We start from the raw sequence: 16,381 nt of genomic DNA, 5'->3' as shown, positions 1-16,381 counted from the left end.
ACAGAAGTCGAAGAACAGGCGGCATGCCTTATTCAGTAAAAGGTGATCACTATGTTAGACGAAACAAGAGATGGCGAAAGACGGGAAACAATTGATGAATTATCTGACCTGCTCCGTGTTGCCCAGGAGATGGGTCGCAGGCTTGCCGATGAAACTCATGGAGATTCATATCCCAAAGTAAGGGAGCTAAATGAGCTTCTGCATCAAACTCGTGTCCAATTAACCAAGATTAAAGAGGGCACTGTCGAAGGCTGCTAACAAGGTTCCCAACCCGGCAGAGCAGTTAATGGGCGTGGCCGACAGCAACCAGATCATGCCTCCCAAATCCACCTGGTTCGAGCCCAAGCTCGCTGATGGGCTGCTTTCACATGTATTGAATCGACCCAATGACGCAACCCCAACGGGTTGCGGCTCTTGCGGCCAAAACAGGCTGTAACGTTTGGGGAAAAAGCAGGCATACTTCGATTTTGAGGTATAAACCAAACTCAGCTTTCTAGCTGAGTAACCAAAAATCGAGGAGATAAAAATGAAATACACCCGCAACTGGCTGATTGTTCTTGGGCTTTGGTATGTATTTAATGCGGTGCTTACCTGGCCTTCTGTGTTTGGTCCAACGCTGCCGAAGATGTACCCTGGCATTACGCTTTACGAAGCGGAACCGGTGTTCCGCTTGCTGACCGAGGCATGGGTCATCGTAGGCATTCAGCTCGCCGCCATTGGCGTGGTTGCGCTGTGGGGCGCACGCAATCCGGCAAAATATCTCGCCATCATTCCGGTGACGATCGTCACCGAAATAGTCGATGGCATTTGGGATATCTACAGCATTACCTATAGCCACGAGGTGTTGTGGATGGGCGTAACAACCCTGGTCATTCACGCCATTATCATTCTGACCGGCATGGTGGCCTGGCGTAAGGCACAGGCTTAATCAGCCCACTTGTCATCCTAATCACGCGGCATAGTGGCATCATCAATCGGCCACTATGAAGCCACTGCGCCGCGCCTTTATAAAAACACGCCAAGGCAATCACTCGCGCTTCAGGGCATATACCGCAGGCAGGTTGCGCCAAGCGCCTTTGATATCCATGCCAAAGCCGAATACATAGCGATCTGGCACGGTGATACCCACAAAATCGGCGGCAATGGGTTTGCTGCAATCACTTTGTTTGTCGGCAAAAACCGCCGTGAGCACTTCGGCTGCACCGAGTGCAAACAGACGATGGCAAATCTCGGCCAGCGTAATACCTTCATCGAGAATGTCATCCACCACCAACACGCAGCGCCCGGCGACCGTGCTGCTTGGTTCAACCACCCAAGACAGTTGCCCGCCCGTGGTGTTATCGCGGTAGCGGCTAACCTGCAGATAGTCAAAATCCAGCGGGAACGGCAGCAGCGACAAGAGCTGTCCAGCGAATACCACCGCACCCCCCATGACCGCCAGCACCAGCGGATTTGCGTTTGTCAGCCGCGCAGTAATTTCGCTCGCTACCCGCCGTACTGCCAGCGCCGAGTTTTCGGCTGAACAAATCAGCTCGGCCTCAGCCAGGATTTTTCGCGCCGCTTCGGGTGTCATTTCATCCGCTGCAGGAGCGCGGCAAACTCTGTTCCCACATCGGGGTGACGCAAGGCAAAAGCGATGGTCGCCTCCAGATAACCGATTTTAGAACCACAGTCATAGCGCTTACCCTGATAACGATAGGCTAAAACCTGTTCCTCGGCCAACAACGCGGCAATGCCGTCCGTGAGTTGAATTTCACCACCCGAGCCTTTGCCAATGCGCATCAAATGATGAAAGATGCGTGGGGTAAGGATGTAGCGGCCCACTACCGCTAGCGTAGAAGGCGCTTCTTCAGGTGAGGGTTTTTCAACAATGCGGGAAACTTGCTCGACCGACTCGGTAAGGGGTTTAGCATCAACGATGCCATAGCTTTTGGTATCAGAACGCGGCACGTCCTGCACGCCAATGACCGAGGTTTTATAGTAGTTGTAAGTGTCGACCATCTGTTTCATGACGGGTGGCTCGCCGTCGAGCAAATCGTCTGCCAGCAGCACGGCAAAGGGTTCATCGCCCACCACGGGATACGCGCACAGCACGGCATGGCCCAAGCCCAGAGGTTCAGGTTGGCGCAGGTAAATGCAATTGATGTCTTTGGGCAATAAATTACGCACAAACTCGAGCAGCTCGGTTTTACCCTTGCGCTCGAGCTCGCTTTCCAGCTCGTAGGCTTTGTCAAAATGGTCTTCAATCGACCGCTTGGAGCGGCCTGTGACAAAAATCATGTCCGTAATACCCGCGGCAACCGCTTCTTCCACAGCATATTGAATCAGCGGCTTATCAACAATCGGCATCATCTCTTTAGGGCTGGCTTTGGTGGCCGGCAAAAAACGCGTGCCCATACCGGCTACGGGGAAAACCGCCTTGGTGATTTTTTTCTTGGGATGAGTCATTGCGCTAACAGCTCCTTTAATTGGTTTTCATTTAGCAGAGTGACACCTAATTCTTGTGCCTTGATGAGTTTTGAGCCAGCGTCTTCACCTGCCACGACATAATCTGTTTTGCTGGAGACGGAACCTGTCACTTTGCCGCCTTGTGCTTCAATCATTTCTTTGGCAGTTTCACGCGAGAGTGTCGGCAAAGTGCCTGTCAGCACAAATGTTTTTCCTGCCAGCGGCATTACCGCTGCTGCACTGGACTCACCTTCAGTCCAGTGCACGCCCGCCGCACGTAGTTGTTCAATGACTTCGATGTTGTGCCGTTCGGCAAAAAAACGGGCAATCGAGGCCGCTACCACCGGTCCCACATCGGGCACCTGTTGCAATTGGTCTTCACTCGCGCGCATCAAGGCGTGCAGATTACCAAAGTAGCGCGCCAGATCTTTTGCAGTCGCTTCACCCACATTACGGATACCTAACGCAAAAATAAAGCGCGCCAGCGTCGTGTGTTTGCTTTTCTCAATGGCGGCCAGAATGTTGGTGGCTGATTTTTCAGCCATGCGTTGCAGATTAGCCAGGCTAGCTAAATCCATTCTGTATAGATCAGCCGGTGTTTTGACAAGGGCGTTATCCACTAATTGTTCGACGATTTTTTCGCCCAGCCCGTCAATATCGATTGCGCGACGGCTGGCGAAATGCAGCAAGGCCTGTTTGCGCTGGGCCGGGCAGAACAGGCCGCCGGTGCAGCGGGCAATGGCTTCGTCTTCAAGTTTTTCAACTGCCGAACCACACACCGGACATTGTTTGGGGAGGATGAATGGCGGATACAAGGATTCATTGCTGCCCTCGGTGGAAAGCGGCCTTTTTTCAAGGACAACCGCCACGACTTCCGGAATCACATCGCCTGCGCGACGCACGCTGACGGTATCACCTACGCGTACATCCTTGCGCTGCGCTTCCGCTTCGTTATGCAAAGTCGCGTTGGTTACCGTCACCCCGCCAACAAACACCGGCGCCAGACGCGCCACAGGCGTCAGCGCGCCCGTGCGACCCACTTGAACTTCAATGGCTTCTACCGTCGTCAACACTTCTTCTGCGGGAAACTTATGCGCAATGGCAAAGCGTGGCGCACGAGAGACGAAACCAAGCTGCATTTGATCCACCAGATCATTCACTTTGTACACCACGCCATCAATATCGTAAGGCAGCTGCGCTCGCGCTGCGGCCATTTCTGCGTAATACGCCGCCAGCCCTGCCGCACCACGCATCACACTGCGCTCGACGGCTACAGTAAAGCCCCAGCCCGCCAAGCGATCCATTAGCTCACTATGAAAAGTCCTGTCCAAAGGCGGCTCTGCATTCCCTGCGGCCTGATTCAAAAGTCCGTCACTGGACGGCGCTGGCAATACGCCGCGAAGCAGGTACTCTTGCGGTGCGCCGTGAAGCAGACCCACTGGGGAGAAGGCGGTAGCATCTCCCACCCCATAGGCAAAAAAATACAGCGGGCGTTGCGCGGTGACTTTGGCATCCAGCTGGCGCAAGCTACCAGCTGCGGCATTACGAGGGTTCACAAATTCCTTTTCGCCACGCGCTCGCTGCCGTGCGTTGAGTGCTGCAAAATCTGCTCGCAGCATGACGACCTCACCGCGCACGTCCAACTGCGACGGAATATCCTTGCCCACTAAACGCAAAGGAATATTGCGCACCGTACGCAGATTCTGCGTGACATCTTCGCCTATCGTGCCATCACCTCGCGTGGCTCCCTGTACGAGTAAACCATCAGCATAGTGGAGACGAATAGCCAATCCATCAAACTTGGGTTCGCAGGCATAGTCAATCGCAATTTTTTCCAGGCCTTCCCGGCACCGTCGATCAAATGCCACCACATCATCAAGGCTAAATGCATTATTCAGCGACAGCATGGGCACGGCATGCGCTACCTGACCAAACGCTGGCAAGGGCTTGCCGCCCACGCGCTGAGTGGGTGAATCCGGGGTCTGCAGTTCAGGGTATTCGGCTTCGAGTGACTGCAATTGGCGAAACAAGCGGTCATACTCCGCATCCGGCACCGTGGGGGTGTCGAGCACATAGTAGGCATGGTTATAACGCTCAAGCGCTGCGCGCAGGGCGCTGGCTTGTTCAACATGAGACAGGTCGGGCATCAGGAAAACAGGCGCATTGCGCGAGCGCTGCCCGGCGCAATATCTGCTTCACGCATGGTTTGTTGCAATTCTGTAATCTTGGCGCGAATCGCCGATGTCATGACGTCAGTCAAAGGCACGCGTTGCGCATCCACCAGCACACCACCCAGTGCCCGTGCCAGTTGCTGGCCAGTTGCCAACATGCGGGTAAAGGTAACAAGCCCGTCGCTAACGCGTGGCACATCCAAACTCAAAGATAAACCATGCGTCGCCAGCGAGCGCAAATTATCAAGAGTAAAGGCTTCGCTACCCAAATTCATCAACGTGAATAATTCTTCGCCTGCGGTATCACGCGCGTGAAAAAACCCATCGTCTTCGAGCTGCATGCCGGCGGCTTCAGCCACACCACGCAACTTGGTGCCACTGAAAACACCACCGGCGGATTCAACAATATGTACTTTGAACTGAATATCGACCTTGGCACAAAAAGTATCCAGGGCTGCTGCATGCGCGACGACGGGTGCAAGATCAGGCAAGGACAGCGCAGCGCCCACGTGATTAGCTAACTGCTGCATACCATCAAAAAAATGTGCCAGAGCACCCTCGGAAATTGCACCACGCCGGTCAGCGAGTTGTAGCGCCACGGCCCAATCCACATACCGACCCGTTGCGTTTTCATCAATCGGTAGCCAGTTGGTGGTAAGGTCATCATAAGCCAGCCAGCACAGTGGTTTACCCAATTGCGCTGCCCAGACAGATTGCAATACCCAAAGCGTAGATGCTGGGGTAGGTTCCGCAGTTTTCAAACGTAACATGCAGTGGGTTAAGGTGTCGGCCCATTCTGAGGGTAAGGCACCTGGCTCTGGCGTGGGCGATTCCTGCGCTATAGAGGGGCCATCTGACCGCTCATCGATCAACCCGGCCGGGAATTCTTCTGCAACTTTTCCAGTCGATTGGTAATGGATTTGTTCAACGAGTTCATCTACCGGATTTTCTTTAGGTTCACCGACTGCATCATCATGAAATTGAAATGCTGAAAAAGTGGGCTCTTTGCGTTCCACTGCGTCACGCGTTGCCTCATCATCAGCCGATCGCTCGGCGGCTGGCTCATTGATCAACGTATCGTCCTGCGGATGGGTAAAGAGCGTTTCAGTCAAGCGGTGCAGTTTTCGCTCTTGCCACAGGTTGTAAGCCCAGACGGCTACCACAGCGGTCGCTCCGGCGCCAATCAAAACAATTTGCAAATCGCTCAAGGCCATTTTTATGCCACCTTTTGTTCGTCGGCAAGACGCAGGGCTTCGCCAATATCGACTTCCACCACCCGCGATACACCTTGTTCCTGCATGGTGACCCCGATCAATTGCTGCGCCATTTCCATCGCAATCTTGTTATGCGAAATAAAAATAAACTGGGTCTGCACCGACATGCGTTTCACCATGTCACAAAACCGTACGGTATTTGAATCGTCCAGTGGCGCATCCACTTCGTCCAGCATACAGAAAGGCGCCGGGTTGAGCTGGAACATGGCAAACACCAGCGCAATGGCGGTCAATGCTTTTTCGCCGCCCGAGAGCAGATGGATGGTTGAATTTTTCTTGCCTGGCGGTTGCGCCATGATCTGAATACCTGAATCCAGAATTTCATCGCCCGTGAGAATAAGGCGCGCTTCGCCACCACCAAACAGTTGCGGGAAGAGTTGACCAAAATGCGAATTAACGGTGTTATAGGTTTCCTGTAATTGCTCCCGCGTGTCACGGTCGATCCGCCGAATCGCATCTTCCAGGGTGTTGATGGCTTTGCCCAGATCAACTGATTGCTCATCCAGATACCCTTTGCGTTCAGTTGCCGCCGTTAGCTCATCCAGTGCAGCCAGATTCACCGGACCCAGCGCTTCGATCTCATGGTTCAGTCGCGTGATCTCGCTTTGCAAAACGCTGTCTTTCGGCTGAGCGGCAAGCGCTTCGGCAAAGGGCGCCTCATCAGCATCGGTGAGTAAATTAATCTCCGTCAGCCGCTCCTGAAATTGCGCTTCGCTCATTTGCGCCGCTTGCGCTTTCATCTTGAGCTGATTGATCCGCTCATGTAATGGGGCAATGCCTTGCTCCAGCTTCAAGCGGCGTTCGTCCAGACTGCGTAACTCGGCAGCGGCAGATTCCAGCACATTTCGCCGTTCTGCCAGCGCCGACTCTTTGGCGCGCCGGTCGTCCAGCGCGCGGTGCAATTGCTCTTGCAGAACCTGATCACTGATACTGGCAACTTCGGTACGCGCGGCGGTGGTTTCCGTGGCGATGCGCGCCAGCTGGCTGGTGGCAGTAGTCGCTGCACGCGCATTGTCTTCCAGCTTGGAAAGACATTCACGCTCGGAAAAACCGGCCTCTTGCACCGCGCGCGCAAGCTGTGTTTCTAATTGACGCGCCTCACGCAACGCCGTTTCTTTTTGACGTTGCGACTCAAACAGTTGTTCGAGTTGCTGGCGGCTATCGGTGAGCTTATCGCGCTGTTGTCTGGCTTCCAGCTCAGCGCTTTCGGCACGCGCCTGCTCTGCCGCATTCTGGCGCGACAACTCGGCCAAATCACGATCGATTTGCGTGGCGCGCTCTTCAAACCGCGCCTGTGCCTGGGTCAGCTTGAGCGAGTCAACTTGCGCGGCATGAAACGCTTGCTGCGCCTCTTGCACCGCGCGGCGGGCGGCGGTCAATTGGGTTTGCAATGCGGTCAAACTTTGCTCAGCGGCTTGTTGCGCCTCACGCGCGGATTGTTCCGCGGCGCTGTGCGTAACGATCAATGCAGCCAGCTCATCAATCTCGCGCTGCCGTTCGATCACTCCATGGGTTTTTGCATCGGGCACATACAGCGTGACGCCGCAGGAGGTCAGGGTATGGCCTGCGCGCGAAACATACATTCCGGTAATCGCTGGCTCCTGGCCCAACGACAGCTTGGCGGATAGATCATCGGCAATGATCACATTCGCCAGCCACTCATCAAGCACAGCGGACCAGCGTGGATCAGCACACTGCACTTGCGCACGCAGCGAATCGCTCGCTGGTGTTAGTGCTGCCGATGCGGGAGAATCCTGCGCAGCAGGGTTAGCCAACGCCAGCGTCAAAATAGCGGGCGGCGGTGCGGCCAGGGCGGCGCGCAAAGTCGCGGCATCTGCTACCAACGCCGAAAAACGTTCGCGGAGCACCGCTTCAACTGCGGTTTCCCAACCGGCATTCACCTGGATCGATTGCCACAAGGGTTTGGCGTCAGACAAGCCACGCGCTTTAAGCCACGTGCCAATTTCACCGCTAGGTGCCACTTTAGCTTGCAACTGCACCAGGGCGCCATGTTGCGCGCGGGTTTCGGTCAGCCGACGATGCGCCGCCTGCAAGGCCTCGCGCGTGCTGCGCACACCGGATTCCGCCGCAGGTATGGCGGCTTGGGCCAGCGTGAGTTGCGCTTGCGCCGCCGCGAGAGCTTCTTCACTACGCATCTCATGTTCTTGGGCTGACGCCAGCAGCGCCGGATCCGGCGCGCCCAGGGCAAGACGATCCTGCTCCAACCGCGTACGCCGCTGGGCAAGGTTTTCCAACGCGCGTTGCGCGTGGCCGCGATCGGCCTCAGCCAAGCGTAAAGCCTGCTCGCTTTGATTTTGCTCACGCCGCGCTGCGGCCACTTCACTGCCCGCCAGACGCACAGTCTCTTCCATGCCGGACAAACGATGGGCGGCTTCTGCATGCTGGATAGTGGCAATGGCTGCGCGGTTGCGCGAATTTTCCAGCAACGACTGCCAACGCGCTTGGTCTTCTGTCAACTGGATATTCTGTGCCGCCCAATGGGCCTCTTCACTCGCCAGTTGCGTTAATCGCGCCTCCAGGCGCATGCGCGCGTCACGCACATGAGTCAATTCAGCTTCCAGACGGCTCACTTCACCATTGGCTGCATACATCTCGGCCTGCGTTGCATGTAGCGCGTCCGACGCAGTGAAATGCGCCTCGCGCGCATGCTCGACATGCGCTTCAACCTCGCGCAGCCTGGCAGTCTCAGCTTCCACCTGGGTCAAGGCTTCAGTCACCTGCTGCGCCAATTGCAGCGCATCCGTGCGCGCATCGTTACGTTTTTTCAGCCACAACACCGATTGCTTGATCGAAATCTGCTCATGCAGCGTGCGATATTGCCTGGCAATTTCTGCCTGCGCTTGTAAGCGCGTGACCTGAGCTTCCAGTTCATTGCAGATGTCATTCACACGCGCAATATTTTCCCGCGCATCTTCCAGCCGATGTTCGGTTTCCTTGCGGCGCTCTTTGTACTTGGTGACCCCCGCCGCTTCTTCCAGGAAGAAACGCAGTTCATCTGGCTTGGCTTCGACGATACGCGAGATCATGCCTTGACCAATGATGGCGTAAGCCCGTGGCCCCAGGCCTGTGCCCAGGAAAAGATCAATCACGTCGCGCCGACGCACGTGCAGATTATTGATGTAGTAGCTGGAATTCCCTTCCCGATCAAGCACGCGCTTGACGGTGATCTCGGCATACTGTGACCACTGCCCGGCCGCGCGTCCCTGCCCGTTATCGAAAAACAACTCAACACTGGCGCGGCTTACTGGTTTACGATTGCCTGAGCCTTTGAAAATCACATCCTGAATCGATTCGCCGCGCAGCTCGGACGCCTTGGATTCGCCAAGCACCCAGCGCACGGCATCGATAATATTCGATTTGCCGCAACCGTTAGGACCCACCACACCCGCTAATTGACTGGGAAAAAGAACAGTGGTCGGCTCGACAAACGATTTGAAGCCCGCAATTTTCAGCTTGATTAAACGCACAAGGAATGAACCGGGAAAAGGATGGTTGAAGGCTGCCCCATTATAATCTTTCCTATTCCCCTTCTCGGTGATTGACTGTATGACAAGCAAACCCTCGAAAAAGCTCGAAACCTTCCCTAACCCCGCGCCGCACCGCGATTACCAGATTCACATGGAAATCCCGGAATTCACCTGTCTATGTCCCAAGACCGGCCAGCCGGATTTTGCTGTCCTGACGCTGGATTACATTGCCGATAAAACCTGCGTGGAATTAAAAAGTCTGAAGCTTTATATGTGGAGTTTTCGTGACGAAGGCCATTTTCATGAAGATGTCACTAACCGCATTTTGGACGATCTGGCCAGCGCTGTGAAGCCTCGCTATATGCGTCTTACCGCGCGCTTTTATGTGCGTGGCGGCGTGTTCACCACCGTTGTGGCAGAGCATCGCAAAAAAGGCTGGAAGCCACCGGTGAAAGTAGAGCTGGCTGATTTAGCCACGCTGCCCAACGCAAATACCCGGGGAAACTCACTGGCTACCGCAGCGTAACGCTATCCGACAAAAATTAGCACGTTGCGGCGAGGGGATGCCTCGCCGCACATATTTCTAAATTTTTCCAAACTTTGCAAAGTGCGGCCCTAGCCTGCCTAAATCAGTTTTTCAGAAAGGCTAGTACCAATCGGTTAAATTCGTCAGCATGCTCCCATTGTGCCCAATGGCCGCAGCGAGAAAAGATATGCATTTGCGCATCAGGCATCACATTGATCAACCGTAGACCAAGATCAAGCGGCACAAAACGATCATCGCGACCCCACGTGATCAATGTCTTTGCTTTAACTAATCCTAAGCGAGCACTGATGTCCCACGCTGACAAAGGAACCTTCTCCGAGCTGCTGACAAAGTTTTTCAAATGCTGAAGATTTCCCTGAATGTTATTCCAGCGTCCTTTGCGTAACTCATCAGTGATGGCCGATGGATCAAACACAAACACGTCAAGCATATCCACGAAGTTTTCGTAGGTCGGTGCGTGATACAGCTTGAACATTTTCTTGATGCCTTCTTGCGGATTGGGTTGAACGATGCTCGGCCCCAGGCCACCCGGCCCCATCAGAATCAACCGGTTCAGACGATCAGGGAACTCTAACGCAAAGTTCAAGGCGGTAGCACCCCCCATCGAATTGCCTACCACATGGGTTTTTTTGATGCCTAAAACATCGAGCAATCCCTTAACCGCACGTGCGTTAAGCAAGCCACGCTGCACTTCGGGGACAATTTCTCCGGACTTGTTAAACCCTGGACAATCCATAAGAATAATGCGATACCCTGCCTCAACAAGGGACTCAATGTTTTTGTAGTAATTACTCCAGCCACTGGCACCCGGGCCACCGCCATGCAGCATGACAACCGCTTCGCCTTGGCCCGCTTCGTTGTAATGAATCTTGAAATTACTCAGACCTTCTTCGTTGATCGTTGCAAATTTACTTGTGGATTCTTCGGTTAATGCAACCACGATTGCCTCCTTGTATGTATAGATATTAATTAGGCGCTATTGATCAAAAAAAACGGCCCGACGCGCCCCTGCTTCGAACCTTGAAATTTGGCAAATATACCCTCAATGCGCTCATAATAAATTTTAAATCAGTACGGGTAAAAGCACGCTCAAACTAATAGCACTCACTACAGCCCAGCGCTAAAAACTCGGTGCTGGTGAGACGGTGGGGCGGCCCTCTAAAGCAAAAGGCCACGTTAGAAGTGGCCTTAGATGATGTGCTTAGATGAAACGTGAAACGGGTGTTTATAGGGCGAGTTATTTGGTGCCGACAGTCTGAATCGAACAGACGACCTACCGCTTACAAGGCGGTTGCTCTACCAAGCTGAGCTATGCCGGCATGGCGCAAATTATAGCGTAGCTATTGATGAGAATCGCTATAAACTTAAAGCCCTCTTCGTATTTGAAATCCGGTTTGATGCCTGCCCCGCCTACCCCTGCCGAAACGCTTTCGGATACCTTACAGAAGGCTGCCGAAAATAGCATGCTGGATACGGCGCAGGCTTTGCAGCTGTTATTGATCTGCGCGACGAATAAGCCAGATGATTTAGTTGCGCGCTTACACCGGATGTTTACCATGACAGGCAAACGGGTTGCACTGCACGTTGTCGCCTCACTTAGCCACTTGCACGATGCGTTAACACAGAAACCGTGGGATGCAGTCATCTACACGCCTGACCAGATGCCACTGCCACTTGCCGACGTGATCAATCAAATCGAACAATCCGCACTTGATTTGCCGTTGATTCTGCTCACCCACCCGGTGACCTCATCAGATACACAGCAAGCCTTGCGCGACGGCGTACGCGATGTTGTTGATAGCCATCAACTCGACCGCCTGGTGCTGGCTATCACGCGGGAAGTGCGTGAAGCGCGTCATCGTGCCGACCACCGTATCGCATTAGAAAAGTTGAAAGAAAGTGAGGCTCGCTTTCGCGGCCTGGCGTCTAATTTACCCGGCATGCTGTTTCATCTTCGGCAGAAAACAGGCGATGACTATCGCTTTCTTTACGCTAGCGAAGGCTGCCAAAAACTCTTTGGTGTCACCCCTCATGACTTGCTAGCTTCCGCTTCACGGCTGTTCGATGCCTTCGATGCCGAAGAAAAGAAAAGCTTGCATCGCGCCTTGCAAGATTCGGCCTCCAACGGCGCGCTGCTCAACTGGGAAGGTCGCACCCGCGGACGCACGCGGCACAAATGGATTAACCTGCGGTCCATGCCACATTGCCTGGATGGCGACACGGTCGAATGGCGAGGCATTGCGACCAATATCACGCAGAGTAAGGAAAGCGAAGCGCAGCTGCGTAAATCAAGACAGCAACTTGCCGAGCTGTCTTCTCACCTTGAAGCCATCAAAGAAGAAGAGCGAGAACGCATCTCGCGCGATATTCACGACGAGCTCGGCTCTATTCTGGTGCGACTCAAAATTGAAATTGCGCTGTTGGCCAGCAAGCTGCCGGACACTGCCGAGAATCTGCGTGACAAGGCGTATTCAATTGAAGGCCTCCTGGATCAAGCAATGAGCACTGCCAGCCGTGTGGCACGCGAACTGCGTCCCGGGATTCTCAAAGAGTTTGGCTTGCCGGCAGCAATTGAATGTCAGGCTGAAGACTTCACCCAGCGTTTCAACATTCCTTGCCATGTGCAGTCCGACGAAGAAATTTCCGAGCCACCGCTGGCGACGTCGTTGGCATTGTTCAGAATTGCGCAAGAAGCCCTGACCAATATTGCTAAACACGCCCATGCTTCGCAAGTCTTTATACGTTTGCACCGCGAACACGGTAACATCGTGCTGGAAGTCAGCGATAATGGCCGTGGTATTTCAGAAGCCGATATGCAAAAACCCAAATCATTTGGATTACGCGGCATTCGTGAACGCGTATCCAGCCTCTCGGGTTCTTTTGTGATTGTTGCAGCAGAGCAAGGAGGAACCCATATGACTTTACGCGTGCCCGAGCATGCTGACCCAGAGCCACCAGCAGATGAAGCGGCGCAACGCGCATTATTTTGACCATGCTTAACAAGATTCATGTCCTCATCGCTGATGACCATGCCATTGTGCGCCAGGGTCTTAAGCAAATTCTTTCGGAAACCGATGACTTGGTTGTCACCGGTGAAGCCGATGACGGCGCCGAAGCGTTGCAGCTTGCTCGTCAGCAACCATGGGATGTTTTTTTGCTGGATGTCTCCATGCCCAATCACAATGGCATTGATACCCTCAAGCAGCTGAAAAAGGAGTTTCCCCGGCTGCCTGTCCTGATTCTCAGCATGCATCCTGAAGAACAATACGCCGTGCGTGCGCTTAAAGCCGGTGCATCAGGCTACTTGACCAAACAGAGCGCCCCGGAACAACTGGTCACGGCCATTCGCCAAGTGGCTGGCGGCAAGAAATATGTCAGTCCCGCAGTGGCTCAGCAACTGGTTGAAGCGCTCTCGGATGACACCGACAAACTACCGCACGAGCGAATTACTGATCGTGAATATCAGGTACTGGTGATGATATCAACGGGTAACACGTTGACACAGATTGCTGAGAATCTCAACCTGGGCGTTGCTACCGTCAGCACGTACCGCGCGCGGCTACTTGAAAAAATGGGCCTTAAAAGTACCGCTGAGATCATCCGTTATGGCCTGGAAAATGGGCTCGTAGATTAGATGGCAACCCCGGATACACCGGAAGACGCAGACGCCGCAAAAGCTTTGCGCGCACGGCTCGAGGCATTACGCGCGGAACACCAACAGCTTGATGAGGCCATCCGCAGAATTGCAACCCATCCATCTGAAGATGAACTAATGATTCGGCGGATGAAAAAACGCAAGCTGCTGGTGAAGGATGACATCCGAGCCATTGAGCAAATGCTCGACCCTGATCCTAACGAATATGCTTAGAACCGCTCCGTTAAGCGGCGGAAGGATTAACCCAGATCGGCCAACCAGCACGTGCGTTTTCTTCCATCGCCAGACGCTGCTCTGCCGGGCTAGCGTAATGCGTATCCCAGTGCGTTAATAAAGGTTTGGCAATCCGCTTTTCCCACAAGGGCGGAATGAACGAGGCCAGGAAGCAAATAATAATGCTGGGCATTTGCGGAGCTTCTGGATATGTTTTCAGCAACTCATAGGCTTTATCCGGATCAAGGTGATGTTCCGAGTGATTCGAAATCTCGAAAGTGATCGCGCGGCTAAAGGTATTCAGATGATTCCATGAGTGATGCGGTAACAGCGGTGTGCCTGGCGCGCGCACGATGCCATAGTGCTGGGTATAGTTAAAGCCACCGATAATGATAAACGAGATAGCCAGTGTTGCCAGCAAATACACAATGCCCATTGGCCCGGCGATGAAACAAAACAGCGACACCCAGGTAGCGACACAAAGCAATGCCAGCGTTACACGGCCTTTCCACCAGAGTGGCCCGTGGCCTTGTTTGGCGAGCCGTGCTTTTTCAAGACCATATGCAGTCACCGTGCCGTGAAAAAGTGAAGAATAGACAAAACCGTACACCGTTTGCCCTCGGCGTGGTGTATCACTATCTGCCAGGGTGCCAACAAAAGGATGATGTCCATGCACATGGTATAAATCATTCATGGGTAACGCAAACAGCGTTAAGTAAAGGCTGGAACCCAAGATCTCCAGCGGATGCTTGCGATGCATGAGTTCATGGGCCGTTGGCAATCCGGCAAGCGCAGTTAAAAACGACACGGAAATGATGGCACCAAGCGCGTTAAACAGTCCCAGATGGCCTTCCGCAATGCGTTGCGCAAACAGAATCCAGAGGCCATAAAGCAACACCAGCGGCAGATATAAAACGCCATCATAAAACCACTTGCCGGCACCACCGCGCACGGACACATCCTTGCTGGAAAGCAAATCAAGCGCGGCCAGCACAAAAAAAGTCGCCAGTCCAAGCCACACGGCAAAACCGCCGTGAGCCATACCGGCCATTCCCAGCAACACCATGAAGGACGCCATCAGGTAACGGCCATACTCACCTATAACTTTCATACATCCTCCGTGAATAGCTCTTGGATTGATTCTAATTCGGAATACTTAAAACATCGGCAAAAAACTAAACACTGTATCCATATCCAGATTAGTTACTTTTAAGTCATTAATCTAATTATAATCGTCCTGCACTTTATGCCTGCATTTATTTTTTAGTCTATACGCAAGGATGCCAACACCAAAACTTACTTACGTATTTACGCCCTATCACTTTTAAAATTATTTTTAGGACAACCATGGCAATTTCCACAACTTCCGCCTCTCCCTCGCTGGATCAACTTCTGGCCACAGCCAGCCACCTTGGTGCGCTGGGCGAAAAGTATGCCGCTCAAACCGAAGCAGCTCGCCAGCTGCACCCTGAGGTTGCACATGCCTTACTTGAATCTGGTCTGGTCAACATGCTCCAGCCAGCCCGTTTCGGCGGCTATGAGACCAGTTTTTCGGATTATGCCCAGGTCATCAGACACCTGGGCAGCTTCGACCTATCCACCGCCTGGGTCTCCGGAATACTCAGCATTCATCACTACTGGGGCGGTTTGGTCAGCCCGGAATTACAGGATGAATTGTGGGGTAAAAATCCCGAAACCATTTTTACGGATTCATTCATGCCCGCGGGTAAAGCGCAGCCCGTGCCGGGCGGGCTGCGTCTGTCCGGACGCTGGAGCTGGCTCTCGGGAACACCCTTCGCCAGTTGGGTTGCTGTAGGCGCTATTGCCCCTTATGAAGCGGGTGCAGAACCCGAATATATGATGCTGTTTTTGCCCAAAGACAGCTACACCGTCATTGACGACTGGTACACCATGGGGTTGCGGGGGTCGAGTTCGGTCAGCGTCGAAGCAACGGAAGTCTTTGTCCCTTACCACCGTGTCTTTCGTCTGGGGCGCGGCATGCAGACCAACGAGTACCCGGGACAAGCCGTCAATCCCGGCGGGCTGTTTCAGATTCCCTTTGTTCCGGCACTGGCCTTGGCCCTGGTGGCGCCCGGTTTGGGCGGCGCCCAAGGCATGCTGCAACGATTCCGTACCCGCGCAGCTTCGCGCATCCCGGTGTTTTCAGGGCAACGCCAGGCTGAGTTCGCCCTGTCGCAAACGACGCTGGCCGAAACCACGGTAGAGATCGACATGGCCGACGGCTTGCTCAAGCGCTACGCCGCCGAGCTGGATGCCTGCGCAGCGGGGCAAGCAACGCTAAATGAAAGCGATCGCATGCGCCTATTTGCCTGGCGCTCGATTATTTCCAAACGCTCGCGCGAAGCCAGCCAGCAATTGATGGATTTTGCTGGCGCAGGTGCCAGCTTTGAACACGAGCCAATGCAACGCTTTTATCGCGACATGTACATGATGGGGCAGCATATTGCGCTGAATTTTGAAACCGCCATGCGCAACTATGGCCGTAACCTGCTGGGCTTACCTCCGGACTCCGTACTCTATTAATTTTGCAGGAGACCCAGGTCAGCCAATCTACCGGCGCTTCA

14 protein-coding genes and 1 tRNA gene are annotated in these 16,381 nt (G+C 53.9%); 7 read left to right on the top strand and 8 right to left on the bottom strand.

Translation table 11 applies throughout. The annotated features are described in order from the left end of the window. The first annotated feature begins 51 nt into the window (after positions 1 to 51). Together PG1C_RS04630 and PG1C_RS04620 are read left to right on the top strand one after the other, a co-directional pair. Positions 52 to 258 carry a hypothetical protein gene (locus PG1C_RS04630; RefSeq protein WP_202636231.1) on the top strand — a complete coding sequence of 69 codons (207 nt, stop codon included), beginning with the start codon at positions 52 to 54 and terminating at the stop codon, positions 256 to 258. A gap of 268 nt (positions 259 to 526) precedes the next feature. Next, positions 527 to 928, top strand: a complete 402-nt coding sequence (locus tag PG1C_RS04620) for a BphX family protein (RefSeq protein ID WP_202636229.1) — start codon at positions 527 to 529, stop codon at positions 926 to 928. A 99-nt stretch (positions 929 to 1,027) separates the two neighbouring features. On the opposite strand, the gene PG1C_RS04615 is transcribed toward PG1C_RS04620, so the two are convergent. Genes PG1C_RS04615 through smc form a run of 5 tightly spaced genes read right to left on the bottom strand, consistent with a single transcriptional unit; the run spans position 1,028 to position 9,381 of the window. Further along, the gene (locus tag PG1C_RS04615) at positions 1,028 to 1,573 is read right to left on the bottom strand and encodes a hypoxanthine-guanine phosphoribosyltransferase (RefSeq protein WP_202636228.1); all 546 of its coding nucleotides are present in this window, start codon (positions 1,571 to 1,573) and stop codon (positions 1,028 to 1,030) included. After that, entirely contained in the window at positions 1,570 to 2,448 is an 879-nt protein-coding gene (gene galU / locus PG1C_RS04610) for a UTP--glucose-1-phosphate uridylyltransferase GalU (RefSeq protein WP_202636227.1), read from the bottom strand. Before galU ends, PG1C_RS04615 begins: the two co-directional genes overlap by 4 nt. After that, on the bottom strand, positions 2,445 to 4,595 hold the full coding sequence (ligA, locus tag PG1C_RS04605; protein ID WP_202636226.1) for an NAD-dependent DNA ligase LigA: 2,151 nt from the start codon (positions 4,593 to 4,595) through the stop codon (positions 2,445 to 2,447). Before ligA ends, galU begins: the two co-directional genes overlap by 4 nt. Further along, positions 4,595 to 5,833, bottom strand: a complete 1,239-nt coding sequence (locus PG1C_RS04600) for a cell division protein ZipA (RefSeq protein WP_202636225.1) — start codon at positions 5,831 to 5,833, stop codon at positions 4,595 to 4,597. The genes ligA and PG1C_RS04600 overlap by 1 nt, the downstream gene beginning before the upstream one ends. A 2-nt stretch (positions 5,834 to 5,835) precedes the next feature. Beyond that, on the bottom strand, positions 5,836 to 9,381 hold the full coding sequence (gene smc / locus PG1C_RS04595; RefSeq protein ID WP_202636224.1) for a chromosome segregation protein SMC: 3,546 nt from the start codon (positions 9,379 to 9,381) through the stop codon (positions 5,836 to 5,838). A gap of 79 nt (positions 9,382 to 9,460) precedes the next feature. On the opposite strand from smc, the gene queF reads away from it, so the two are divergent. Next, entirely contained in the window at positions 9,461 to 9,907 is a 447-nt protein-coding gene (gene queF, locus PG1C_RS04590) for a preQ(1) synthase (protein WP_202636223.1), read from the top strand. A 103-nt stretch (positions 9,908 to 10,010) separates the two neighbouring features. On the opposite strand, the gene bphD is transcribed toward queF, so the two are convergent. Next, positions 10,011 to 10,868, bottom strand: coding sequence for a 2-hydroxy-6-oxo-6-phenylhexa-2,4-dienoate hydrolase (gene bphD / locus PG1C_RS04585; protein ID WP_237218290.1), 858 nt, complete (start codon positions 10,866 to 10,868; stop codon positions 10,011 to 10,013). 302 nt (positions 10,869 to 11,170) lie between these two features. Continuing rightward, positions 11,171 to 11,247: transfer RNA gene (locus PG1C_RS04580), tRNA-Thr, on the bottom strand. 78 nt (positions 11,248 to 11,325) lie between these two features. Between PG1C_RS04580 and PG1C_RS04575 the strand changes: the two genes are divergently transcribed. From PG1C_RS04575 to PG1C_RS04565, 3 genes are read left to right on the top strand one after another with little or no spacing between them, the layout of a single operon-like run. After that, a complete protein-coding gene (locus PG1C_RS04575) occupies positions 11,326 to 12,918 on the top strand; it encodes a hybrid sensor histidine kinase/response regulator (RefSeq protein ID WP_202636222.1) in 1,593 nt (530 codons plus the stop codon). A gap of 2 nt (positions 12,919 to 12,920) precedes the next feature. Further along, the gene (locus PG1C_RS04570; protein ID WP_202636221.1) at positions 12,921 to 13,562 is read left to right on the top strand and encodes a response regulator; all 642 of its coding nucleotides are present in this window, start codon (positions 12,921 to 12,923) and stop codon (positions 13,560 to 13,562) included. Continuing rightward, positions 13,563 to 13,796: a YdcH family protein gene (locus PG1C_RS04565; RefSeq protein WP_202636220.1), complete on the top strand. Its 234-nt coding sequence runs from the start codon at positions 13,563 to 13,565 to the stop codon at positions 13,794 to 13,796. It begins immediately after the preceding gene. 10 nt (positions 13,797 to 13,806) lie between these two features. Here PG1C_RS04565 and PG1C_RS04560 read toward each other — a convergent pair whose 3' ends face one another. Beyond that, positions 13,807 to 14,907, bottom strand: a complete 1,101-nt coding sequence (locus PG1C_RS04560) for a fatty acid desaturase (protein WP_202636219.1) — start codon at positions 14,905 to 14,907, stop codon at positions 13,807 to 13,809. A gap of 236 nt (positions 14,908 to 15,143) precedes the next feature. On the opposite strand from PG1C_RS04560, the gene PG1C_RS04555 reads away from it, so the two are divergent. Then, the gene (locus tag PG1C_RS04555; RefSeq protein WP_202636218.1) at positions 15,144 to 16,340 is read left to right on the top strand and encodes an acyl-CoA dehydrogenase family protein; all 1,197 of its coding nucleotides are present in this window, start codon (positions 15,144 to 15,146) and stop codon (positions 16,338 to 16,340) included. Positions 16,341 to 16,381: the final 41 nt, after the last annotated feature.

The organism is Rugosibacter aromaticivorans, assembly GCF_000934545.1.
Taxonomy (GTDB): domain Bacteria; phylum Pseudomonadota; class Gammaproteobacteria; order Burkholderiales; family Rhodocyclaceae; genus Rugosibacter; species Rugosibacter aromaticivorans.
Note: the sequence above shows the minus strand (reverse complement) of the source record. Positions and strands in the feature narration are given on the sequence as shown.